Annotated in this window: 21 protein-coding genes; 18 read left to right on the plus strand and 3 right to left on the minus strand. The window is 69.0% G+C overall.

The window, feature by feature from the left end; all coding sequences use genetic code 11:
* Window position 1 precedes the first annotated feature (1 nt).
* Both WH85_RS14685 and WH85_RS14690 read left to right on the plus strand, forming a co-directional pair.
* Window positions 2–598 (plus strand): arsenate reductase/protein-tyrosine-phosphatase family protein, encoded by a 597-nt coding sequence (locus WH85_RS14685; protein WP_045742410.1) that lies wholly within the window; start codon window positions 2–4, stop codon window positions 596–598.
* Window positions 595–1,557 (plus strand): L-threonylcarbamoyladenylate synthase, encoded by a 963-nt coding sequence (locus WH85_RS14690; protein ID WP_045742411.1) that lies wholly within the window; start codon window positions 595–597, stop codon window positions 1,555–1,557. Before WH85_RS14685 ends, WH85_RS14690 begins: the two co-directional genes overlap by 4 nt.
* 98 nt (window positions 1,558–1,655) lie before the next feature.
* Here WH85_RS14690 and WH85_RS14695 read toward each other — a convergent pair whose 3' ends face one another.
* Window positions 1,656–3,134 (minus strand): SDR family oxidoreductase, encoded by a 1,479-nt coding sequence (locus tag WH85_RS14695; RefSeq protein WP_045742412.1) that lies wholly within the window; start codon window positions 3,132–3,134, stop codon window positions 1,656–1,658.
* 134 nt (window positions 3,135–3,268) lie between these two features.
* On the opposite strand from WH85_RS14695, the gene WH85_RS14700 reads away from it, so the two are divergent.
* From WH85_RS14700 to WH85_RS14765, 14 genes are all read left to right on the plus strand, one after another.
* Window positions 3,269–4,564 carry a serine hydroxymethyltransferase gene (locus WH85_RS14700; protein WP_045742413.1) on the plus strand — a complete coding sequence of 432 codons (1,296 nt, stop codon included), beginning with the start codon at window positions 3,269–3,271 and terminating at the stop codon, window positions 4,562–4,564.
* A gap of 47 nt (window positions 4,565–4,611) precedes the next feature.
* The gene (locus WH85_RS14705) at window positions 4,612–5,043 is read left to right on the plus strand and encodes a hypothetical protein (protein ID WP_083449016.1); all 432 of its coding nucleotides are present in this window, start codon (window positions 4,612–4,614) and stop codon (window positions 5,041–5,043) included.
* A 276-nt stretch (window positions 5,044–5,319) separates the two neighbouring features.
* Complete coding sequence (locus WH85_RS14710; protein WP_169792445.1) at window positions 5,320–5,481, plus strand: AtpZ/AtpI family protein; 162 nt, start codon at window positions 5,320–5,322, stop codon at window positions 5,479–5,481.
* Between the two features lie 15 nt (window positions 5,482–5,496).
* A complete protein-coding gene (gene atpB / locus WH85_RS14715) occupies window positions 5,497–6,285 on the plus strand; it encodes a F0F1 ATP synthase subunit A (protein ID WP_045742505.1) in 789 nt (262 codons plus the stop codon).
* Between the two features lie 76 nt (window positions 6,286–6,361).
* Window positions 6,362–6,598 (plus strand): ATP synthase F0 subunit C, encoded by a 237-nt coding sequence (locus WH85_RS14720; protein WP_045742415.1) that lies wholly within the window; start codon window positions 6,362–6,364, stop codon window positions 6,596–6,598.
* A gap of 25 nt (window positions 6,599–6,623) precedes the next feature.
* A complete protein-coding gene (locus WH85_RS14725; RefSeq protein ID WP_045742416.1) occupies window positions 6,624–7,184 on the plus strand; it encodes a F0F1 ATP synthase subunit B in 561 nt (186 codons plus the stop codon).
* Complete coding sequence (locus WH85_RS14730; protein ID WP_045742417.1) at window positions 7,181–7,999, plus strand: F0F1 ATP synthase subunit delta; 819 nt, start codon at window positions 7,181–7,183, stop codon at window positions 7,997–7,999. Before WH85_RS14725 ends, WH85_RS14730 begins: the two co-directional genes overlap by 4 nt.
* 78 nt (window positions 8,000–8,077) lie before the next feature.
* Complete coding sequence (atpA, locus tag WH85_RS14735; protein ID WP_045742418.1) at window positions 8,078–9,628, plus strand: F0F1 ATP synthase subunit alpha; 1,551 nt, start codon at window positions 8,078–8,080, stop codon at window positions 9,626–9,628.
* A gap of 2 nt (window positions 9,629–9,630) precedes the next feature.
* Window positions 9,631–10,563: a F0F1 ATP synthase subunit gamma gene (locus tag WH85_RS14740; RefSeq protein WP_045742419.1), complete on the plus strand. Its 933-nt coding sequence runs from the start codon at window positions 9,631–9,633 to the stop codon at window positions 10,561–10,563.
* Window positions 10,560–12,008, plus strand: a complete 1,449-nt coding sequence (gene atpD, locus WH85_RS14745; RefSeq protein WP_425394644.1) for a F0F1 ATP synthase subunit beta — start codon at window positions 10,560–10,562, stop codon at window positions 12,006–12,008. Before WH85_RS14740 ends, atpD begins: the two co-directional genes overlap by 4 nt.
* Window positions 12,009–12,239: 231 nt before the next feature.
* A complete protein-coding gene (locus tag WH85_RS14750) occupies window positions 12,240–13,355 on the plus strand; it encodes an LCP family protein (RefSeq protein ID WP_045742506.1) in 1,116 nt (371 codons plus the stop codon).
* A gap of 81 nt (window positions 13,356–13,436) precedes the next feature.
* Window positions 13,437–13,718: a F0F1 ATP synthase subunit epsilon gene (locus tag WH85_RS14755; RefSeq protein ID WP_045742421.1), complete on the plus strand. Its 282-nt coding sequence runs from the start codon at window positions 13,437–13,439 to the stop codon at window positions 13,716–13,718.
* An 8-nt stretch (window positions 13,719–13,726) separates the two neighbouring features.
* Complete coding sequence (locus WH85_RS14760) at window positions 13,727–14,194, plus strand: DUF2550 domain-containing protein (RefSeq protein WP_045742422.1); 468 nt, start codon at window positions 13,727–13,729, stop codon at window positions 14,192–14,194.
* 629 nt (window positions 14,195–14,823) lie between these two features.
* Entirely contained in the window at window positions 14,824–15,636 is an 813-nt protein-coding gene (locus WH85_RS14765; RefSeq protein ID WP_045742423.1) for a PhzF family phenazine biosynthesis protein, read from the plus strand.
* 105 nt (window positions 15,637–15,741) lie between these two features.
* Here WH85_RS14765 and WH85_RS14770 read toward each other — a convergent pair whose 3' ends face one another.
* The gene (locus WH85_RS14770; protein ID WP_045742424.1) at window positions 15,742–16,317 is read right to left on the minus strand and encodes a cob(I)yrinic acid a,c-diamide adenosyltransferase; all 576 of its coding nucleotides are present in this window, start codon (window positions 16,315–16,317) and stop codon (window positions 15,742–15,744) included.
* Window positions 16,318–16,359: 42 nt separating this feature from the next.
* On the opposite strand from WH85_RS14770, the gene murA reads away from it, so the two are divergent.
* Window positions 16,360–17,649 (plus strand): UDP-N-acetylglucosamine 1-carboxyvinyltransferase, encoded by a 1,290-nt coding sequence (gene murA / locus WH85_RS14775; protein ID WP_157411003.1) that lies wholly within the window; start codon window positions 16,360–16,362, stop codon window positions 17,647–17,649.
* 52 nt (window positions 17,650–17,701) lie between these two features.
* Here the strand turns inward: murA and WH85_RS14780 are convergent, their stop codons facing one another.
* Complete coding sequence (locus WH85_RS14780; RefSeq protein WP_045742426.1) at window positions 17,702–18,058, minus strand: hypothetical protein; 357 nt, start codon at window positions 18,056–18,058, stop codon at window positions 17,702–17,704.
* A gap of 130 nt (window positions 18,059–18,188) precedes the next feature.
* Between WH85_RS14780 and WH85_RS14785 the strand changes: the two genes are divergently transcribed.
* Entirely contained in the window at window positions 18,189–19,037 is an 849-nt protein-coding gene (locus WH85_RS14785) for a 3-hydroxyacyl-CoA dehydrogenase family protein (RefSeq protein WP_045742427.1), read from the plus strand.
* Window positions 19,038–19,120: the final 83 nt, after the last annotated feature.

Raw genomic sequence — 19,120 nt, forward strand, 5'->3', positions numbered from 1 at the left:
CGTGGCGCCGTTCACCGTTCTGCACGTCTGCATGGGCAACATCTGCCGGTCCCCGATGGCCGAGCGCCTGCTGGCCCGCGCCGTCCGCGACCGGTCCGGTGACGTCGACGGCGAGCAGCTGCTGCGCAGTGTGAGCGCCGGCACCGGTGGCTGGCACGAGGGCGAGGAGATGAACCCGCCGGCTGCCCGGCAGGTCCGCGCCCGCGGCGGCTCCGACGACGGTTTCCTGGCCCGCAAGCTGCGCGGCGACTTCCTCGACGACGCCGATCTGATCCTGACCGCGACCGCCGACCAGTTCGACTATGTGGTCGCCCTGCGGCCGGACGCCGCCGCCCGCACGTTCGTGCTGGGGGAGTTCGGCCGTCTGCTCGCCGGGGTCGACGCCGCGGCCCTGCCGCCCGCCGGGGTCAAACCCGACGAGGTGCACGCCCGCGGCACCGCCATCGTCGAGGAGATCGCCCGGCTGCGCGGCGCCGACGCGCCCCAGGCCGGCGACGACCTGGACGACCCGTGGGGCCGCGGCGACCAGACCTTCCAGCGGGTCGGCGACGAGATCGAGGACAGCACCGTCCCGTTCGCCGTCCTGCTGCTGCCGTGACCGTCGTCCGCCGGCCGGACGAGGAGGGTCTGCGGCGCGCCGCCGAGATCCTCCGGGCCGGTTCGGTGGTCGCGTTCCCCACCGAGACCGTCTACGGGCTCGGCGCCGACGCGTTCACCGAGTCCGCGGTCGCCGAGATCTACCGCCTGAAACAGCGCCCGTCGTGGAACCCGCTGATCGTGCACGTCGCCGACGTGGCCGCGGCCCGCGCGCTGGCCGACGTCTGGCCCGCGGCCGCCGACGAACTGGCGGCCCGGTTCTGGCCCGGCCCGCTCACCATGGTCGTCCGGCGGGCCCGGCACCTGCCCGGCATCGGCGCGGCGAACGACACCGTCGCGGTCCGGGTGCCCGCCCACGACGTGGCGCTGCGTCTGCTGCGGGAGTGCGGTCTGCCGCTCGCCGCGCCCAGTGCGAACCGGTCGGAGAGCATCTCGCCGACCACCGCCGAGCACGTCCGGCGCAGCCTGCCCGACGTGCCGTTGATCCTGGACGGCGGCCCGTGCGCCTGGGGCATCGAGTCGACCGTCGTCGACCTGACCGATCCGGTGCCGGTGCTGCTGCGTCCCGGGGCGCTGGGCCTGCGGGAACTCCGTGACGTCACCGGCACGATCGGTCTGCCGTCGTCCGCGACGGCCGACGGGACCGCCCGGCCGTCTCCGGGGATGAGCCGGCGGCACTACGCGCCACGGGCGCGGGCGGTGCTCGTACCCGATGTCTCGGATCTTTCCGATCTTCCGCCGGATGCCGGGGTGCTGACCCACGAGAAGGCCCCCTACCAGGGCGGGGCCGCGAAGCTGGAGATCCTCTCCGCCGATCCGCGGGAATACGCCGCCGATCTCTACGCGGCCCTGCACCGCCTCGACGACGCGGGCGTCAGCACGATCCTGATCCAGTCCCCACCCGGCTCCGAGGAGTGGTTGGCCGTGCGAGATCGTCTCTCGCGCGCCACTGCCGTCTGAAACCCTCAGGGGGTACGCGTCGAAGGCCGCCAGTGGTGGCCCCGAGCGCGGCCGCCTGCCCGGTCCCAGCCGTCCGGCGGCCGCGGCCCCTTGCCGGGTCACCCGGAGTGCGCGCCGACCGGTTCGTTCGGCGCCGACTCGGCGGACCGGGTGATGTTGCGGGCCATCCCGTTGAAGACGATCCCGTGGAACGGCAGCACCGACGCCCAGTACAGATGTCCGGCCAGTCCCCGGGGCAGGAAGATCGCGCGCTGCCGGTAGACGCTGCCGCCCGCCTCGTCCGGGACGACGGTCATCTCCAGCCAGGCCCGCCCGGGCACCCGCATCTCGGCGCGCAGCCGCAGCAGCGACCCCGGCGTGATCTCCTCGACGCGCCACCAGTCGAGGGCCTCGCCGACCCGCAGCCGGTGCCGGTCCCGGCGGCCGCGCCGCAGGCCGACGCCGCCGACCAGCCGGTCCAGCCAGCCGCGCACCGACCAGGCCAGCGGGAACGAGTACCAGCCGTTCTCGCCGCCGATCCCCTCGACGACGTGCCACAGCCGGTCCGGGGAGACCGGCACCTCCCGGCAGCGCTCGTCGATGTAGACGCTGGCGCCGGCCCAGTCCGGGTCGCTGGGCAGCGGATCGGCGGCGGTGTCCCGGCCCAGCGCGCTGGACCAGCGGGTCTCCACGTCGGCGTCGCGGATCCGGCCGAGGGCCAGGCGGACCGCCTCGTCGAAACCGAGGACCGGCCCGTCGATCAGGTCGGCGATGTCGTTCTCCCGGGCCACCGCCTCGTGCACCAGGCTGGCGACCAGCGGGCGGGCGATACCGCTGGGCACCGGGGTGATCACGCCGACCCAGTGCGCGGAGAGCCACGGGCTGAGGACCCGGGTGGGCACGATGATCCGCGGCGGGAGTCCGGCGACGCGGGCGTACCGGCGCATCATGTCGGCGTAGGTGAGCACGTCGGCGCCGCCGATGTCGAAACCGCGGTTCACCCCGGCGGGCAGCCCGGCCGCCCCGACCAGGTACCGCAGCACGTCGCGGACGGCGATCGGCTGGATCCGGTTGTGCACCCAGCGCGGCGTGATCATGGCGGGCAGCCGTTCGGTGAGGTGGCGGAGCATCTCGAACGACGCCGACCCGGAACCGATGATCACCGGGGCGCGCAGCACCGCGGTGGGTACCCCGCTGTCCAGCAGGATGTGCGCCACCTCGGAACGGGACCGCAGGTGCGGCGAGGGCCGGTCGCCGGCATCCGGCTCGGGACCGCCCAGGTAGACGATCCGCTTCACCCCGGCGGCGCGGGCGGCGTCCGCGAAATGGTGTGCCGCGTCCCGATCGCGGCGCTCGAAGTCCCGCTGGCCGAGCGAGTGGACCAGGAAGTACGCGACGTCGACACCCTCCATCGCGGCGCGGAGCGTGTCCGGTTTCAACAGGTCGCCCTCGACGATCTCGACCCGGTCGGCCCACGGCACGTCCCGCAGCCGGCCGGCGCTGCGGGCCAGACAGCGGACGTCGTGGCCGGCCTCGAGCAGACGCGGGGCGAGGCGGCCCCCGATGTAACCGGTCGCGCCGGTGACCAGGCAACGCATCAGAGTGAACCCCTTCCGTATCGGGAGACCGATGTCGTCCCGTACTCGAGACTGTGCCCGCCGACCCCGGGTGCGAAGCCATATGCTCGTTTCCGGCGGGGGATGCGGTACGGCCGAAGAACGCGGGAGGCCTGATGGGCACCTTCTGGGGCCCGGATTTCGCCGCGCTGGAGCGCGCCGATCCGGACATCGCCGCCGTGCTGCTCGGCGAGCTGACCCGGCAGCGGGAGACCCTGCATCTGGTCGCGAGCGAGAGTTTCACCTCGCCGGCGGTGCTCGCCGCGCTCGGTTCGACCCTGGCCAACAAGTACGCCGAGGGTTACCCCGGGCAGCGTTACTACGGCGGCTGCGAGCAGGTCGACCGGGCCGAGGAACTGGCGGTCGACCGGGCCCGGGAACTGTTCGGCGCCGAGCACGCCAACGTCCAGCCACACTCCGGGGCCTCGGCCAATCTGGCGGCGTACGCGGCACTGGCCGAACCGGGCGATCCGGTGCTGGCGATGGGCCTGCCGCACGGCGGTCATCTGACCCACGGCAGCCGGGCCAACTTCTCCGGCAAGTGGTTCCATCCGATCGGCTACCACGTCGCCCGGGACACCGAGGAGATCGACTACGACGAGGTCCGTGATCTCGCCCTCGCCCACCGCCCGAAACTGATCATCTGCGGCGCGACCTGCTACCCACGCTTGATCGACTTCGCCCGGTTCCGGGAGATCGCCGACGAGGTGGGTGCCTACCTCCTGGTCGACGCGGCGCACTTCATCGGCCTGGTGGCCGGCCGGGCCATCCCGTCGCCGGTCCCGTTCGCCGATGTGGTCACCTGCACCACGCACAAGGCGCTGCGCGGCCCCCGGGGCGGCATGATCCTGTGCCGGGCCGACCTGGCCAAGCGGATCGACAAGGCGGTCTTCCCGTTCGCACAGGGCGGTCCGATGATGCACGCCGTCGCGGCGAAGGCGGTCGCCCTGCGCGAGGCGGGGACACCGGCCTTCCGGGGGTACGCTCTGCAGACCGTCCGCAATGCGCGGGCGCTGGCCGACGGTCTGGCCGGGGAGGGGATGCGTCCCGTCACCGGCGGCACGGACACCCATCTCGCCGTTCTCGATCTGCGCGGGCTGGGCGTCCACGGCCGGGATGCGGAGGCGCGCTGCGCCCGGGCCGGGATCGCGATCAACAAAGCCGCGATCCCGTACGACCCGGAGAGGGCGGCGGTGGCCTCCGGCATCCGGGTCGGCACGCCGAGCGTCACCTCGCAGGGCATGCGGGAGGACGAGATGCGGCGGATCGCGGCGCTGGTCGGCGCCGCGGTGCGCAGTGATCCGGACACCATGGGCGGCACGAGTCGCCTCGCGGAGGTGGCGGAGGAGGTGTCCGGGCTCATCCGGCGGTTCCCCTGCTACGCGGGGCAGGAGGAAGGGGCGAGGGTTTGACCGGCAGTCGGGACGATCTGGTCGAGGAGGTCCATCTCCCGGAGGAGGTGGACGACACCCCGTTGCCCGACCTGCCGGCGTTGCCGGCCGACCCGCGCTGGCGGGTGGAGCATCTGCCGTTCCTGTCCGCCGTCTCCGCGGCGTTGCTGCTCTGTGCCGCGTCGGCCGGCTTTTTGGCGCAGGGGCCCGCCGGAGCGGTGGGCGCCGCGACCGGCGTGCTGGTCGTGATCCTGAGCTACACGATGTCGACGCTCGTCATCGCCTGGGCGGACACCGTGCGGCCATCTCTGCTGATGCCCCTCGGACTTCTCACATATATGGTCAAATACACCTTGTTGGGAGTCGTTCTGGCCTTCGGTGTCTCGGCGGACTGGGAGGGAAAGACGGCCCTCGGTCTGGGCATCGTGGCCGGGGTGATCGTCTGGACCGGTGTGCAAGCCTGGTGGATGTACCGGCGAACCCGCCCTGAGGTGATCTAGAACACTCATGTTCCCCCTGTTCCAAGGGGTGGTGCTCGATCAGAAGCCACGAAACGGTGACCCGTTCGGCCGTGCCGTGTTCCCTTTGTGCGCGACAGGAGTACCGTGTCCTCCAGTCGCGAGACCCCTGACGCCTGGACAACTGCGGTTGTGCGGGGGGTCCCCCTTTGCTTCGTGTTACCTGCTGATATCGTTCGGGCCGTCATGACCGGCCAAGAACCTCCCCACGAATCCCGCGGCGACAACGGTCCGAACCCACCCGACACGGGTGTGGGCATGACCGCGGTCTCCTACCTCATCGCGGGCATGGTCGTCTGGGGCGGGATCGGCTGGCTTGTCGACCACTTCGTCGGCACCAGAGGCATCTTCGCCGGATTCGGCGCGGTCCTCGGGGTTGCCGGGGGTGTGTACCTCATCGTGCGCCGGCTCGGCGCCTGACAGGAAAGGGCCATGGTGATCGGTCAGTCGACGGTCCTCGCGGCAGAGTTCCCGCCCAGCGTCGAGGACTTCTACCTGCCCAGCATCCTGCCGTGGGGCGCGGAGAACAACTACTGGTTCACGAAGGTCACCCTCCTGGTGTGGGTGGCTGTCGCGCTGATCATCGTGTTCTTCCTGGTGTCCTACCGGAAGCCGCAGCTGGTCCCGACGAAGAAGCAGTGGATGGCCGAAAGCGCCTACGGCTTCGTTCGTAACAACATCGCGGTCGAGATGATCGGCCCGGCGGGTGTGCGCTTCGCGCCGTACCTGACGACGCTGTTCCTCTTCATTCTGGTCAACAACTTCTTCGGCATCGTGCCGCTGGTCCAGATCTCGCCGATGTCGCACATCGCGTTCCCGGCGATCCTCGCGGTGATCAGCTACGTGATGTTCATCTACGTGGGCATGCGGCACCACGGTCCGTTGAAGTACTTCAAGCACGCTCTGATCCCGCCGGCGCCGTGGTTCATCCTGCCGCTGCTGGTTCCGATCGAGCTCTTCTCGAACTTCATCGTCCGGCCGTTCTCGCTCGCCGTTCGTCTGTTCGCCAACATGTTCGCCGGTCACATGCTGCTGCTGGTCTTCACCCTCGGCGGCTTCGCGATGATCAACGCCAACGCACTGCTCGCGCCGATCTCCCTGCTCTCCTGGGTGCTCACCATCGCACTCACGATGCTGGAGTTCCTGGTGATCTGCCTGCAGGCCTACGTCTTCACGGTGCTGACCGCGAGCTATGTCCAAGGCTCGCTCGCGGACGAGCACTGAGCACCACCCAGGAACTCCGTAACACCCCGTTGTCGTCCCGCGTGACAGTCACGCGAGATACCAGGAGGAACTAGCAATGGACCTTTTCGCCGCCGTTGAGGGCAGCACCGCCGCCATCGGTTACGGTCTCGCTGCCATCGGCCCCGGCATCGGTGTCGGTCTGGTCTTCTCGGCCTACATCCAGTCCACCGCTCGCCAGCCGGAGTCGTCCCGCCTGACCCTGCCCTACGTCTGGATCGGCTTCGCCGTCATCGAGGCGCTGGCCCTTCTGGGTATCGCGTTCGGCTTCATCTGGCAGGGCCCGATCGTCTGACCTTCTGCCTTGTTAGGAGGTGGTTATGATCGACTTCTATCTGGCAGCTGAAGAAGGCGCCAAGACGGTCCACAACCCGATCATTCCTGTTTGGCAGGAGATCGTCGTCGGGTCGGTGGCCTTTGCCGTGCTGTGTTTTGTACTGATGAAGTTCGTCTTCCCCATGATGGAGAAGACGTTCCAGGCTCGCGTGGACGCCATCGAGGGCGGACTCAAGCGTGCCGAGACGGCTCAGGCCGAGGCGAACGAGCTGCTCGAGCAGTACAAGGCTCAGCTCGCCGAGGCTCGCACCGAGGCCGCGCGCATCCGTGACGAGGCCCGGGCGGACGCCGAGGGCATCCGTCAGGACGTGCTGGCGAAGGCTCGCGAGGAGTCGGACCGCATCATCGCGGCCGGCAACGAGCAGCTCGCCGCGCAGCGTGAGTCCATCGTGCGTGAACTGCGCACCGAGGTCGGCAGCCTCGCCGTCGACCTGGCCAGCAAGATCGTCGGCGAGGCTCTCGCCGACGAGGCCCGCACCCAGGGCACCGTCGACCGTTTCATCAACGAGCTCGGCGCGGCTGACGTCGCGGGTGGGCGGCGCTGATGTCGAGCGTGAGCCGCGAGGCCTACGGTGCGGCGTCGGAGCGGCTCACCGCGGACACCGCGTCGGCCTCGGCCGAGCAGCTGGCCGCGGTCGCCGACGAGATCCTGTCGGTGGCCGGGCTGCTGCGCGCCCAGATCCCGCTGCGCCGGGCGCTGACCGACCCGTCGCGCCCCGGTGAGGACCGTGCCGAGCTGCTCCGCTCGCTGGTCGCCGGAAAGGTGGGGGAGACCACGGTGAACGCCGTGGCCGCCCTCGTCGCCGGCCGGCACGCCAAGCCCGGCGCGCTGCTCGACTCCACCGAGCGTCTCGGGGTCGAGGCGCTGCTCGCGGCGGCCGCCCGGGACGACAAGCTGGCGGAGGTCGAGGACGAGCTGTTCCGCTTCGGCCAGATCGTCGCCGGCAGCCCGTCCCTGGACGTCACGCTCAGTGACGCCAATGCTCCGACCGCCCAGCGGGTTAAGCTTGTTCAGGACTTGCTCCTGAGCAAGGCTCACCGGGTGACGGAGCGGCTGGTCGAGGTCGCACTCGACGGTTTCGGCGGTCGAGGCTTCGCCGCCTCGCTCAACCGGCTGATCGAGCTGACCGCGTCCAAGCGGGACCGCGACGTGGCGTACGTGACGGTGGCCAAGCCGCTCACCGAGGCTGACGAGCAGGCCCTCGGGGCGAAGCTCGCGACGCTCTACGGCCGCGAGGTCTCGCTGAAGGTCGACGTCAACCCGTCGGTCCTCGGTGGCGTCAGCGTGCGGATCGGCTCCGACCTCTACGACGGCACGATCCTGCGTCGGCTGAACGCCGCCAAGCAGGCGTTCGCTTAGCAGTCCTTTCCCCTCGATTCCTTATCGAGAAGCCCCTCGGTGGCGGCGACGTCCCGAGCTAGACAGAGAAGGCAGAGGATGGCCGAGCTGACCATCTCCTCGGACGAGATCCGGGGGGCGCTAGAGCGCTACGTCTCGTCCTATTCGCCCGAGGTCTCCCGCGAGGAGGTCGGCATCGTCTCCGATGCGGGCGACGGCATCGCACACGTCGAGGGCCTGCCCTCGACGATGGCGAACGAGCTGCTCGAGTTCGCCGACGGCACCCTGGGTGTCGCGTCGAACCTCGACGTCCGTGAGATCGGCGCCGTGATCCTGGGCGACTACGCGAACATCGAGGAGGGCCAGCCGGTCAAGCGCACCGGCCGTGTCCTCTCCGTCCCGGTGGGCGACGCCTTCCTGGGCCGCGTGGTGGACGCCCTCGGCAAGCCGATCGACGGTCTCGGTGAGATCGCGAACGAAGGCTTCCGCGAGCTCGAGCTCCAGGCGCCGAACGTGATGGCGCGCCAGCCGGTGAAGCAGCCGCTGCAGACCGGTATCAAGGCGATCGACGCCATGACGCCGATCGGCCGCGGCCAGCGCCAGCTGATCATCGGTGACCGTAAGACCGGCAAGACCACGGTCGCGCTGGACACGATCATCAACCAGAAGGCGAACTGGGACTCCGGCGACCCGGAGAAGCAGGTCCGCTGCATCTACGTGGCGATCGGCCAGAAGGCCACCACCGTCGCCAGCATCCGGGGCACCCTCGAGGCGCAGGGCGCGCTGGAGTACACGACCATCGTGTCCGCCCCGGCGTCCGACCCGGCCGGCTTCAAGTACATCGCCCCGTACACCGGCTCGTCCATCGGACAGCACTGGATGTACAACGGCAAGCACGTCCTGATCGTCTTCGACGACCTGACGAAGCAGGCCGAGGCCTACCGCGCCGTGTCGCTGCTGCTGCGCCGCCCGCCGGGCCGCGAGGCGTACCCGGGTGACGTCTTCTACTTGCACTCCCGCCTGCTGGAGCGTTGTGCCAAGCTCTCCAACGAGCTGGGTGGCGGTTCGATGACGGGTCTGCCGATCATCGAGACGAAGGCCAACGACATCTCGGCCTTCATCCCGACGAACGTCATCTCGATCACCGACGGCCAGATCTTCCTCGAGACCGACCTGTTCGCCTCGGGTGTCCGCCCGGCGATCAACGTCGGCACCTCGGTGTCGCGGGTCGGCGGTTCGGCGCAGGTCAAGGCGATGCGTACGGTCTCCGGCCGTCTGCGTCTCGACCTCGCCCAGTTCCGTGAGCTGGAGGCGTTCTCCGCCTTCGCCTCCGACCTGGACAAGGCGTCGCGTGCTCAGCTCGAGAAGGGCGTCCGCCTCGTCGAGCTGCTCAAGCAGCCGCAGTACTCGCCGTACTCCACTGTCGACCAGGTCATCGTGATCTGGGCCGGCACGACCGGCCAGCTCGACGACGTCCCGGTCGGTGATGTCCGCCGCTTCGAGCAGGAGTTCCTGCAGTGGGTGAAGCAGCACCGCAGCGAGGTCTACACCTCGATCGAGTCGACGAACCTGCTGAGCGACGACAACATCGAATCCCTGAAGTCTGGGGTGACCGAGTTCAAGCAGGTCTTCCAGGCCGGCGGTAACTAAGCATGGCCGGTCAGGTACAGGCGCTACGGCGGCGCATCCGCACCGTCAAGTCGACCAAGAAGATCGCCAAGGCGCAGGAGCTGGTCGCCACCAGCCGCATCGCCAAGGCGCAGGAGCGGGTGAACGCCTCCCGGCCGTACTCGGAGGCGATCACCAAGGTTCTGGGCGCGCTCGCGTCGAACGCCTCGGTCGACAACCCGCTGCTGGTCGCGCGTGAGCGCGTCCAGCGGGCGGGTGTCCTGCTGATCACGAGTGACCGGGGCCTGGCCGGCGCCTACAACGCCAACGCCATCCGGGCCGCCGAGCAGCTGATGACTCAGCTCCGCTCGGAGGGCAAGGAGGTGGCGCTGTACGTCGTGGGCCGTAAGGGCACCGGCTACTTCCGCTTCCGTAACCGGGACGTGGCCGCGAGCTGGACCGGGTTCTCCGAGCGTCCGTCGTTCGCCGATGCCAAGCGCATCGGTGACGCGCTGATCGAGGCGTTCTCGGCCGGTTCGGCCACGGAGGGCACGTTCGGCCCGGAGGGCATCGCGGGCGTGGACGAGCTGCACATCGTGAGCACCGAGTTCAAGTCTCTGATGACGCAGACCGCACAGGCGAAGCCGCTCGCGCCGGTGCAGGTCGAGGACGAGCCGGAGGAGAACTCCTCCGAGCTGCGGCCCGCGTACGAGTTCGAGCCGGAAGCCGACGAGCTGCTGAACGCACTGCTCCCGAAGTACCTCAACACGCGTCTGTACGCGGCGTTGCTGGACTCGGCCGCCAGTGAGTCGGCATCGCGGCGGCGGGCGATGAAGAGCGCGTCGGACAACGCCGACGATCTGCTCAAGCGGTACACGCGCGAGATGAACTCCGCGCGGCAGGCTGCGATCACCCAGGAAATCAGTGAGATCGTCGGCGGCGCCAACGCGCTGGCCGCGGCGGGAAGTGATGTGTGATGACTGCTGTAGCTGAGCCCATTAAGAAGGCGGAGACCGCTGTCGGCCGCGTCGTCCGGGTCATCGGCCCGGTCGTCGACGTCGAGTTTCCCCGTGACGCCATGCCGTCCATCTTCAACGCGCTGCACGTTGATGTCACCCTCTCCGGTGGCACCAAGACGCTGACGCTGGAGGTCGCCCAGCACCTGGGTGGCAACCTGCTCCGCGGCATCGCGATGCAGCCGACCGACGGCCTGATCCGCGGCGCCGCGGTCACCGACACCGGCGCGCCGATCTCGGTGCCCGTCGGCGACGTGACCAAGGGCCACGTGTTCAACGCCCTCGGCGAGGTGCTCAACGTCGACCCGTCGACGCTGGACATCCAGGAGCGCTGGTCGATCCACCGCAAGCCCCCGGCGTTCGCCGACCTCGAGCCGAAGACCGAGATGCTGGAGACCGGCATCAAGGTGCTCGACCTGCTCGCGCCGTACGTGCGCGGTGGCAAGATCGGCCTGTTCGGTGGCGCGGGCGTGGGTAAGACGGTGCTCATCCAGGAGATGATCATCCGGGTGGCCCGTAACTTCGGTGGCACCTCGGTGTTCGCCGGCGTCGGCGAGCGTACCCGTGAGGGCAACGACCTCATCCTGGAGATGGACGAGGGTGGCGTTCTGGACAAGACCGCCCTGGTCTTCGGCCAGATGGACGAGCCGCCGGGCACCCGTCTGCGGGTCGCGCTGACTGCTCTGACCATGGCGGAGTACTTCCGTGACGTCCAGAACCAGGAGGTGCTGCTCTTCATCGACAACATCTTCCGGTTCACCCAGGCCGGCTCCGAGGTCTCCACCCTGCTCGGCCGTATGCCGTCCGCCGTGGGTTACCAGCCCACGCTGGCCGACGAGATGGGCGAGCTCCAGGAGCGGATCACGTCGGTCCGTGGCAAGGCGATCACCTCGCTGCAGGCGATCTACGTGCCCGCCGACGACTACACCGACCCGGCGCCGGCCACCACGTTCGCCCACCTGGACGCGACGACCAACCTCGAGCGGTCGATCTCCGACAAGGGCATCTACCCGGCCGTGGACCCGCTGGCCTCCAGCTCGCGGATCCTGGCGCCGGAGTTCGTCGGTGTCGAGCACTACACGGTCGCCCGTGAGGTCCAGCGGATCCTCCAGAAGTACAAGGATCTGCAGGACATCATCGCGATCCTCGGCATGGACGAGCTCTCCGAGGAAGACAAGATCACGGTCGCCCGGGCGCGCCGGATCGAGCGTTTCCTGTCGCAGAACACCTACGCCGCCGAGCAGTTCACCGGCGTCGCGGGCTCGACGGTCCCGCTGAAGGAGACCATCGAGGCATTCAAGAAGATTGCTGAGGGTGAGTACGACAACTACCCTGAGCAGGCCTTCTTCATGTGCGGTGGCCTCGAGGACCTCGAGAAGAACGCGCACGAGCTGATGAAGGGCTGACGTTTTTCGTCACCCTGAGGGCCGTTCCGCTCACTGAGCGGAGCGGCCCTTCTGCATTCTGTTTCTTTGTCCGGTTTGGGCTTCCTGGGAAAGCGTTATGAGATACCGGAGTTTGCGTTTTGCTTGGGTATGCTTGGCCGCGCATTGGGATGATCCTGCGAGCCACCCGGGGTCATAGAACGGTTCCGGACGAGTTTGGGGATCGCGTTGGCCAAGATCAAGAAAAAGTCGATGAGGCGTCGAGCCCCGCTGTGGGCCCGGATCAGCGCCGTCTTCGGTTGCGTCCTCATGGTGGGCAGCGGCGTCGTCCTGGTCGGCGGTCAGGCCGTCCTGGCCAAGTACACCGGCTCCGTGGACGCCGGCGGTGGCAGCCTCATCGGTGATTCCGCCGAGGCCAGCACCAAGGAGTCCAGCGAGATCAAGGGCCCGATCAACATCCTGCTCGCCGGCATCGACCCGCGCGACGACAAGACGGCCCCGCTCTCCGACTCGATCATCGTGGCGCACGTCCCGGCGAGCATGGACCAGATCTTCCTGTTCTCCATCCCGCGCGACCTCTACGTCCAGATTCCGGCGTTCTCCAAGACCGGCTTCAACGGGACAAAGTCGAAGATCAATGCCGCGATGTCCTTCGGCAGCTCGGTCGGCAACGGTGAGCACGACGTGAAGCAGGGCTTCCAGCTGCTCGCCAAGACGATGACCGAGCTGACCGGCGTCAAGGAGTTCGACGCCGGCGCGATCATCAACTTCGGCGGCTTCAAGAAGATCGTCGAAGCGATGGGCGGCGTCACCATGACGATCGACCAGAACGTGAAGTCCGAGCACCTCAAGCCGAACGGCAAGGCCCGCGACCGGCGGCCCGAGTGTGCCGACAACAGCTGCGCCCACCCGTACATCGGGGAGCAGAAGGTCTACAAGAAGGGGACGTACCACCTGGAGGCCTGGGAGGCGCTCGACTACGTGCGTCAGCGCTACGGCCTGCCCAACGGTGACTACGACCGCCAGCGGCACCAGCAGCAGTTCGTCAAGGCCATCGCCAAGCAGGCCATGAGCAAGGACGTGGTGACCGACCCGACCAAGCTGCTCAAGGTGCTGGACGCCGCGGGCGACTCGCTCACCTTCGACGGCGGCGGCAACGGCCTCGTCGACTGGGGCCTGGCCCTCAAGGGCGTCAACACCGACGACATGACCCTGATCAAGATCCCGGGCGGCGGTCTCTTCGAGGGTTCGAAGTACCTCGGCGAGCAGTTCGAGCCGTCGTCGGCGGACTTCTTCACGGCCGTCAAGGAAGACCGGATCGCGGAATTCCTGCTCGACAATCCCGATTATGTCGCCCAGGAGAGCTGATCAGGCACCCCGTACCAGTGCGGTGCGGGCTGCCGTTTAGACTTCACTCGTTAGATTCTGCAGCGCACAAGGGGAGACAGCGTGGCCAACCAGCTGCACGTCGAAGTCGTCGCCGTCGAGGAGAAGGTGTGGTCCGGCGAGGCAGAGATGCTCGTGGCGCGCACCACTGAAGGTGAAATCGGTGTGCTCCCCGGCCACTCCCCGCTTCTGGGCCTGCTCAAGGAGCCTTCGCAGGTGCGGGTCAAGCTCGCCGGCGGAGACCAGCTGACCTACGACGTGGCCGGTGGGTTCCTCTCCATCGACGCCAACGGGGTCACGATCCTGGCCGAGAGCGCCACTCCCGCCACGCCCGAGTCTCACTGACACCGGCGATGCGGATTCTGGAAGTCTTCGGAATCTGCGTCGTCGCGCTGCTCGCGCTCCTGTCAGCAGTCTTCTTCCGCCGCCGCCTGTTGATGGTCGGCGGCGGAACCATTCGGCTCCAGGTGCGGATCAGCACCATGGTGCCCGGCCGGGGCTGGTCGCCCGGCCTGGGCCAGTTCGCCGGTGACGAGCTCCGGTTCCACCGCATGTTCAGCCTGGCCATCCGCCCCAAACGGGTGCTCGACCGGCGCACGCTGACCGTCGAGGAACGTCGCCTGCCGGTCGGGCCGGAACGCCTCGGCATGCCGGGCCACTGGGTCGTGCTCCGGTGCCGCACGGGTGACGTGGATCTGGAGATCGCGATGGCCGAGACCACGGTCACCGGCTTCCTCTCCTGGCTCGAGGCAGGGCCGCCCGGAGATCCGGGCAGTGTCTCCGGCCGTCCGGTGTTCGGGCCGCGGCCGGCCGAGAGCTGACGCGGTGTTGGGCCTCGCCCCGCCGAGAACTGCCACGGTCTTTGCGTCCTCGATCTAGTTCGCGTCGATCCGGTTCCGCGTCGATCCGGTTCGCTTCCTTGATCTAGACACGTTTCGTCATCAGGGTCCGCGTGGTGACTTCAGCCGCCCATCCCGCCCGTATTCACCACACCTCCACGGGTGTGTTGATTTGGGGCGTCCAGCGCGCCCGTATTCACCACACCGCCACGGGTGTGGTGATTTGGGGCGTGCAGCGCGCCGGTATTCAACACGCCCCCACGGGTGTGGTGACTTCGGGTGTCCAGCGCGCCCGTATTCAACACGCCCCCACCGGTGTGGTGACTTCGGGTGTCCAGCGCGCCCGTATTCAACACGCCCCCACGGGTGTGGTGATTTGGGGCGTGCAGCGCGCCCGTATTCAACACACCACCAGGGGTGTGGTGACTTCGGGTGTCCAGCGCGCCCGAAATCACCACGCGGATGGGCTTCGCACCCGAAACGTGTCCAGTCGCCACGCTCAACTTCCGTGTGCTGTCTTGTCGGGCTATCAGCGTGGCTGGTCCGTCGTCGGGGCCACCGGTCGGGGATTGGGTGTCGGAACGGGGCCGGGACACGGTTAGCGTCGAGGCATGCGGATCAGGATCGTTGACGCGTTCGCCGAGCAGGCGTTCGCGGGGAACCCGGCAGGGGTCGTCGTCCTGCCCGGTGACGGATTCCCGGCTGACGACTGGATGCTCCGGGTGGCCGGCGAGGTCAACCATTCCGAGACGGCGTTCGTGCACCGGCTGCCGGAGGGCGGGGACGCCGACTGGGCGCTGCGCTGGTTCACGCCGGCCGTCGAGGTGAACCTCTGTGGCCACGCGACCCTGGCCACCACGCACGTCCTGGCCCGGTCCGAGAAGATCACCGAGGCGCGGTACGCCACCCGCAGCGGAGTGCTCGTCGCCCACGTGGCGCCGGACGGTGCGATCACGATGGACTTCCCGACCGAGTCGCTGACGGCGGTCCCCACCGATCCGGCGCTTGCCGAGGCGTTCGGCGTGCCGATCCTCGGGGTGCACCTGGCCGGCCCGAACACCAGCGATCTGATCGTCGAGGTGGCCGACGAGGCGACGGTCCGCGCGGTCGTCCCCGACATGCGAGGTCTGGCGGGGGTCTCGAAGCGGGGCATCGCGGTGACGGCCCTGGCCGGTGACTCCGGGGGCGGCTACGACTTCGTGTCCCGCCTCTTCGCGCCGGGTGCTGGGGTGGACGAGGATCCGGTCACCGGGTCGCTCCACGCGGCTCTGGCGCCCTATTGGGGGGAGCGTCTCGGGCGTACCGAGCTGACCGGGTTCCAGGCTTCGGCCCGCGGCGGACTGGTCCGGGTGACGCTGCTGGGTGACCGCACCCTGATAGCCGGCCGCGCCGTCACCGTAATCGACGGCGAACTCCTGCCCTGACCCCCATCAGCCGAGCACCCGTCGCGCAGACCACCGACTCCACCAGAACGCGCCGGCGCTTCCAGCCGCGGAGTGAGCCGGTGGGTCGTACCGGTGAGCGGGCTCCTAACGAGATCCGCCGGGGACCCACGTGACGTCGCCGCCGGGATTGGCCACCCGGGACAGGATGAAGAGCAGGTCGCTCAGCCGGTTCAGGTATTTGGCCGGCAGCGTCGCCGTCCGCTCCGGTTCCTGCTCGATCAGGGTCCAGGCGGACCGCTCCGCCCGCCGGGCCACCGTGCGGGCCACGTGCAGCAGCGCCGCGCCCGGGGTTCCACCCGGGAGGACGAAGCTGCTCAGCGGGGTGAGACGGTCGTTGAACTCGTCGCACCACCCCTCCAGCCGGGTCACATAGGCTTCGGTCACTCGCAGTGGCGGGTACTCCGGTTTCTCGTCGGTGAGCGGGTTGCCGAGATCGGCGCCCAGGTCGAAGAGATCATTCTGAATGACACCGAGCACCGCGCGTACGTCCTCGGGCAGCTCACCCAGGGCGAGGGCCACGCCCAGCGCGGCGTTGCACTCGTCGGCGTCGGCGTAGGCGGCGATCCGTGGCGCGGTCTTCGCGGCGACCTCGTTGTTGACCAGCCGGGTCTGGCCGGCGTCGCCGGTGCGGGTGTAGATCCGGGTGAGATGCACTGCCATGGGTGCCACCCTACGAGGCGGATGCGGCGGGCGGCTCCTACCATGGCCCGCGTGGATGTGATCAGGGTCAAGGGTGGAGCACCGCTCACCGGTGACGTGACGGTCGGTGGCGCGAAGAACTCGGCGCTCAAGCTGATGGCGGTCGCGTTGCTGGCCGAGGGACGCAGCGTGGTGTCGAATGTTCCCCGGATCACCGACATAGCGATCATGGCCGAGGTGCTGCGGCGTCTCGGGTGCGACGTCGAGCTGCGGGGCACCGAGGCGATCATCGACGTGCCGGCGGAGCCGGGTGCGGAGGCCGACTACGACCTGGTGCGCCGTCTGCGGGCGTCGATCTGTGTGCTCGGGCCGCTGCTGGCCCGCCGCGGTCACGTGCGGGTCGCGCTGCCGGGCGGCGACATGATCGGCTCGCGGGGGCTGGACATGCACGTCTCCGGCCTGGCCCGGATGGGCGCGGAGATCTCCAACGAGCACGGTTTCGTGATCGCCAAGGCGCCCCGTGGCCTGCGCGGCACCAAGATCTGGCTGGATTTCCCGAGCGTCGGTGCGACGGAGAACCTGTTGATGGCGGCGGTGCTGGCCCGCGGCGTCACGGAGATCGACAACGCGGCCCGCGAGCCGGAGATCGTCGACATCTGCGAGATGCTCACCGCGATGGGCGCGAAGATCGACGGTGCCGGTTCGTCGACGCTGATCATCGAGGGGGTGCCGGGGCCGCTCAGCCCGGTGCGGCACACCACGGTCGGTGACCGGATCGTCGGCGGCACCTGGGCGTTCGGCGCGGCGATGACCCGCGGCGACGTGACCGTGCACGGGGTGCGGCCGGAGTTCCTGGACATCGCACTGGACAAGCTGGTCACCGCGGGCGCGACCGTCGAGCCGGGCGACAACCGGTTCCGGGTACGCATCGAGGACCGCCCCAAGGCGGTCGACATCGTGACCCTGCCGTACCCGGGGTTCGCGACCGACCTGCTGCCGATGGCGATCGGTCTGGCCGCGGTGGCCGAGGGGTCCTCGCTGATCACCGAGAACATCTTCGACGGCCGGTTCATGTTCGTGAACGAGATGGTGCGGCTGGGTGCGGAGATCCGTACCGACGGGCACCACGCGGTCGTCAACGGTCAGGCGCGGCTCTCCGGGGCGCCGGTGCGTGCCACCGACATCCGGGCCGGGGCGGGACTGGTGATCGCCGGGTTGTGCGCGGACGGGGTGACCGAGGTGGGCGAGGTGCACCACATCGACCGTGGTTACCCGGACTTCGTGGCCGACCTGAAGCGTCTGGGCGTCGAGGTCGAGCGGACCGACGTGCCGGAGCCGACGTTCGACTTCTGAACGGTCGCCGGGCGATGCCGGTGGGCGGGTCCCCGTGGGAGCCGTCGAGTGGTCACCGGGTGGGGGAGTCGCCGACCAGCCGGCGTGCCTCCTCCACCTCCTCGCAGAAGACCAGCACGGTCACCCGGCCGTCCCGCCGGACGGCGCTCGTCGCTCGAATGCCCGCATCGGCGAGCAGCCGCCGGATCTCGTCGGCCACCTCGGGGTCGTCGGTGACGGCGGCGGGCCAGAGCAGACCGTAGTCGTCGCGCTCGCCGAAGATCGCCAGGCCGTCCGCGTACCCGTCCCGGACCGTTTCCCGCCCGGGGGTGGGTTGCAGTCCCATGCGCCAGAAGACCGCGCCGAGGAAGCCGACCAGACCGACGGCGATCAATGGTCCGATGAGGTACCAGCCGTCGCTCGTGGCCATGCGCACAGTGTGGCACTCCCGATCTCCGATTTCCCTGGAATCGCCCCGATCGGGATCGGAGGCTGAATCTTCGTTAAGCGGCTCGCTAGACTCCTCTCGGTTCGGTTGTTCTCGCGTGGGAGGTTGCGGCATGGCGGGTCGGCTCGCGGTCATCGGTTCCGGATTGATGGGTTCCGGCATTGCGCAGGTTTCCGCGCAGGCCGGCTGGCAGGTGACCATGCGCGACGTCGACGACGCGTCACTGGGCCGGGGCATGAGCGCCATCAAGGACTCGCTCTCCCGGTTCGCGGCCAAGGGCCGGATCGCCGCGGACGACGTCGAGGCCGTTCTCGCCCGGATCACCCCGACCACCGATCTCGACGCGGCCGCCGAGGCGGATGTGGTCGTCGAGGCGATCTTCGAGAAGGTCGAGGCCAAGCACGAGGTCTTCAAGGCCCTCGACAAGATCTGCAAGGCGGATGCGGTGCTCGGCACCAACACGTCGGCCATCCCGATCACCCAGATCGCCGCGGTCACCGCCCGCCCCGAGTCGGTGGTGGGGATCCACTTCTTCTCGCCGGTGCCGATGATGAAGCTGGTCGAGCTGGTCCGCGGCTACCAGACGTCGGACGCGACCCTGGCGGCGGCGCGTGACTACGCCGAGGGTGTCGGCAAGACGTGCGTCGAGGTCAAGCGGGACGTGGCCGGGTTCGTCTCGAACCGGTTGTTCTCGGCGCTGCTGGGTGAGGCGATCCAGTTGGTCGAGTCGGGTGTGGTCAGTGCCGAGGACCTGGACACGGTGATGAAGCTGGGCTTCGGTCACGCCATGGGCCCGCTGGCGACCCTGGACCTGACCGGTCTGGACGTGATGCTCAACGCGATGGGCAACATCCACCGGGACACCGGCGACGCCAAGTTCTTCCCGCCGGAGCTGCTGCAGCGCATGGTCACGGCCGGCGATCTGGGGCGCAAGACCGGCCGAGGCTTCTACCAGCACTGATCCTCCCCGAAACCAGCACTGATCCTCTCCGAAACCAGCCCCGATCCTCCGAAACCAGCCCTGATCCTCGGAGACCAGCGGAC

The organism is Actinoplanes rectilineatus (assembly GCF_000962825.1).
Classification (GTDB): Bacteria; Actinomycetota; Actinomycetes; order Mycobacteriales; family Micromonosporaceae; genus Actinoplanes; species Actinoplanes rectilineatus.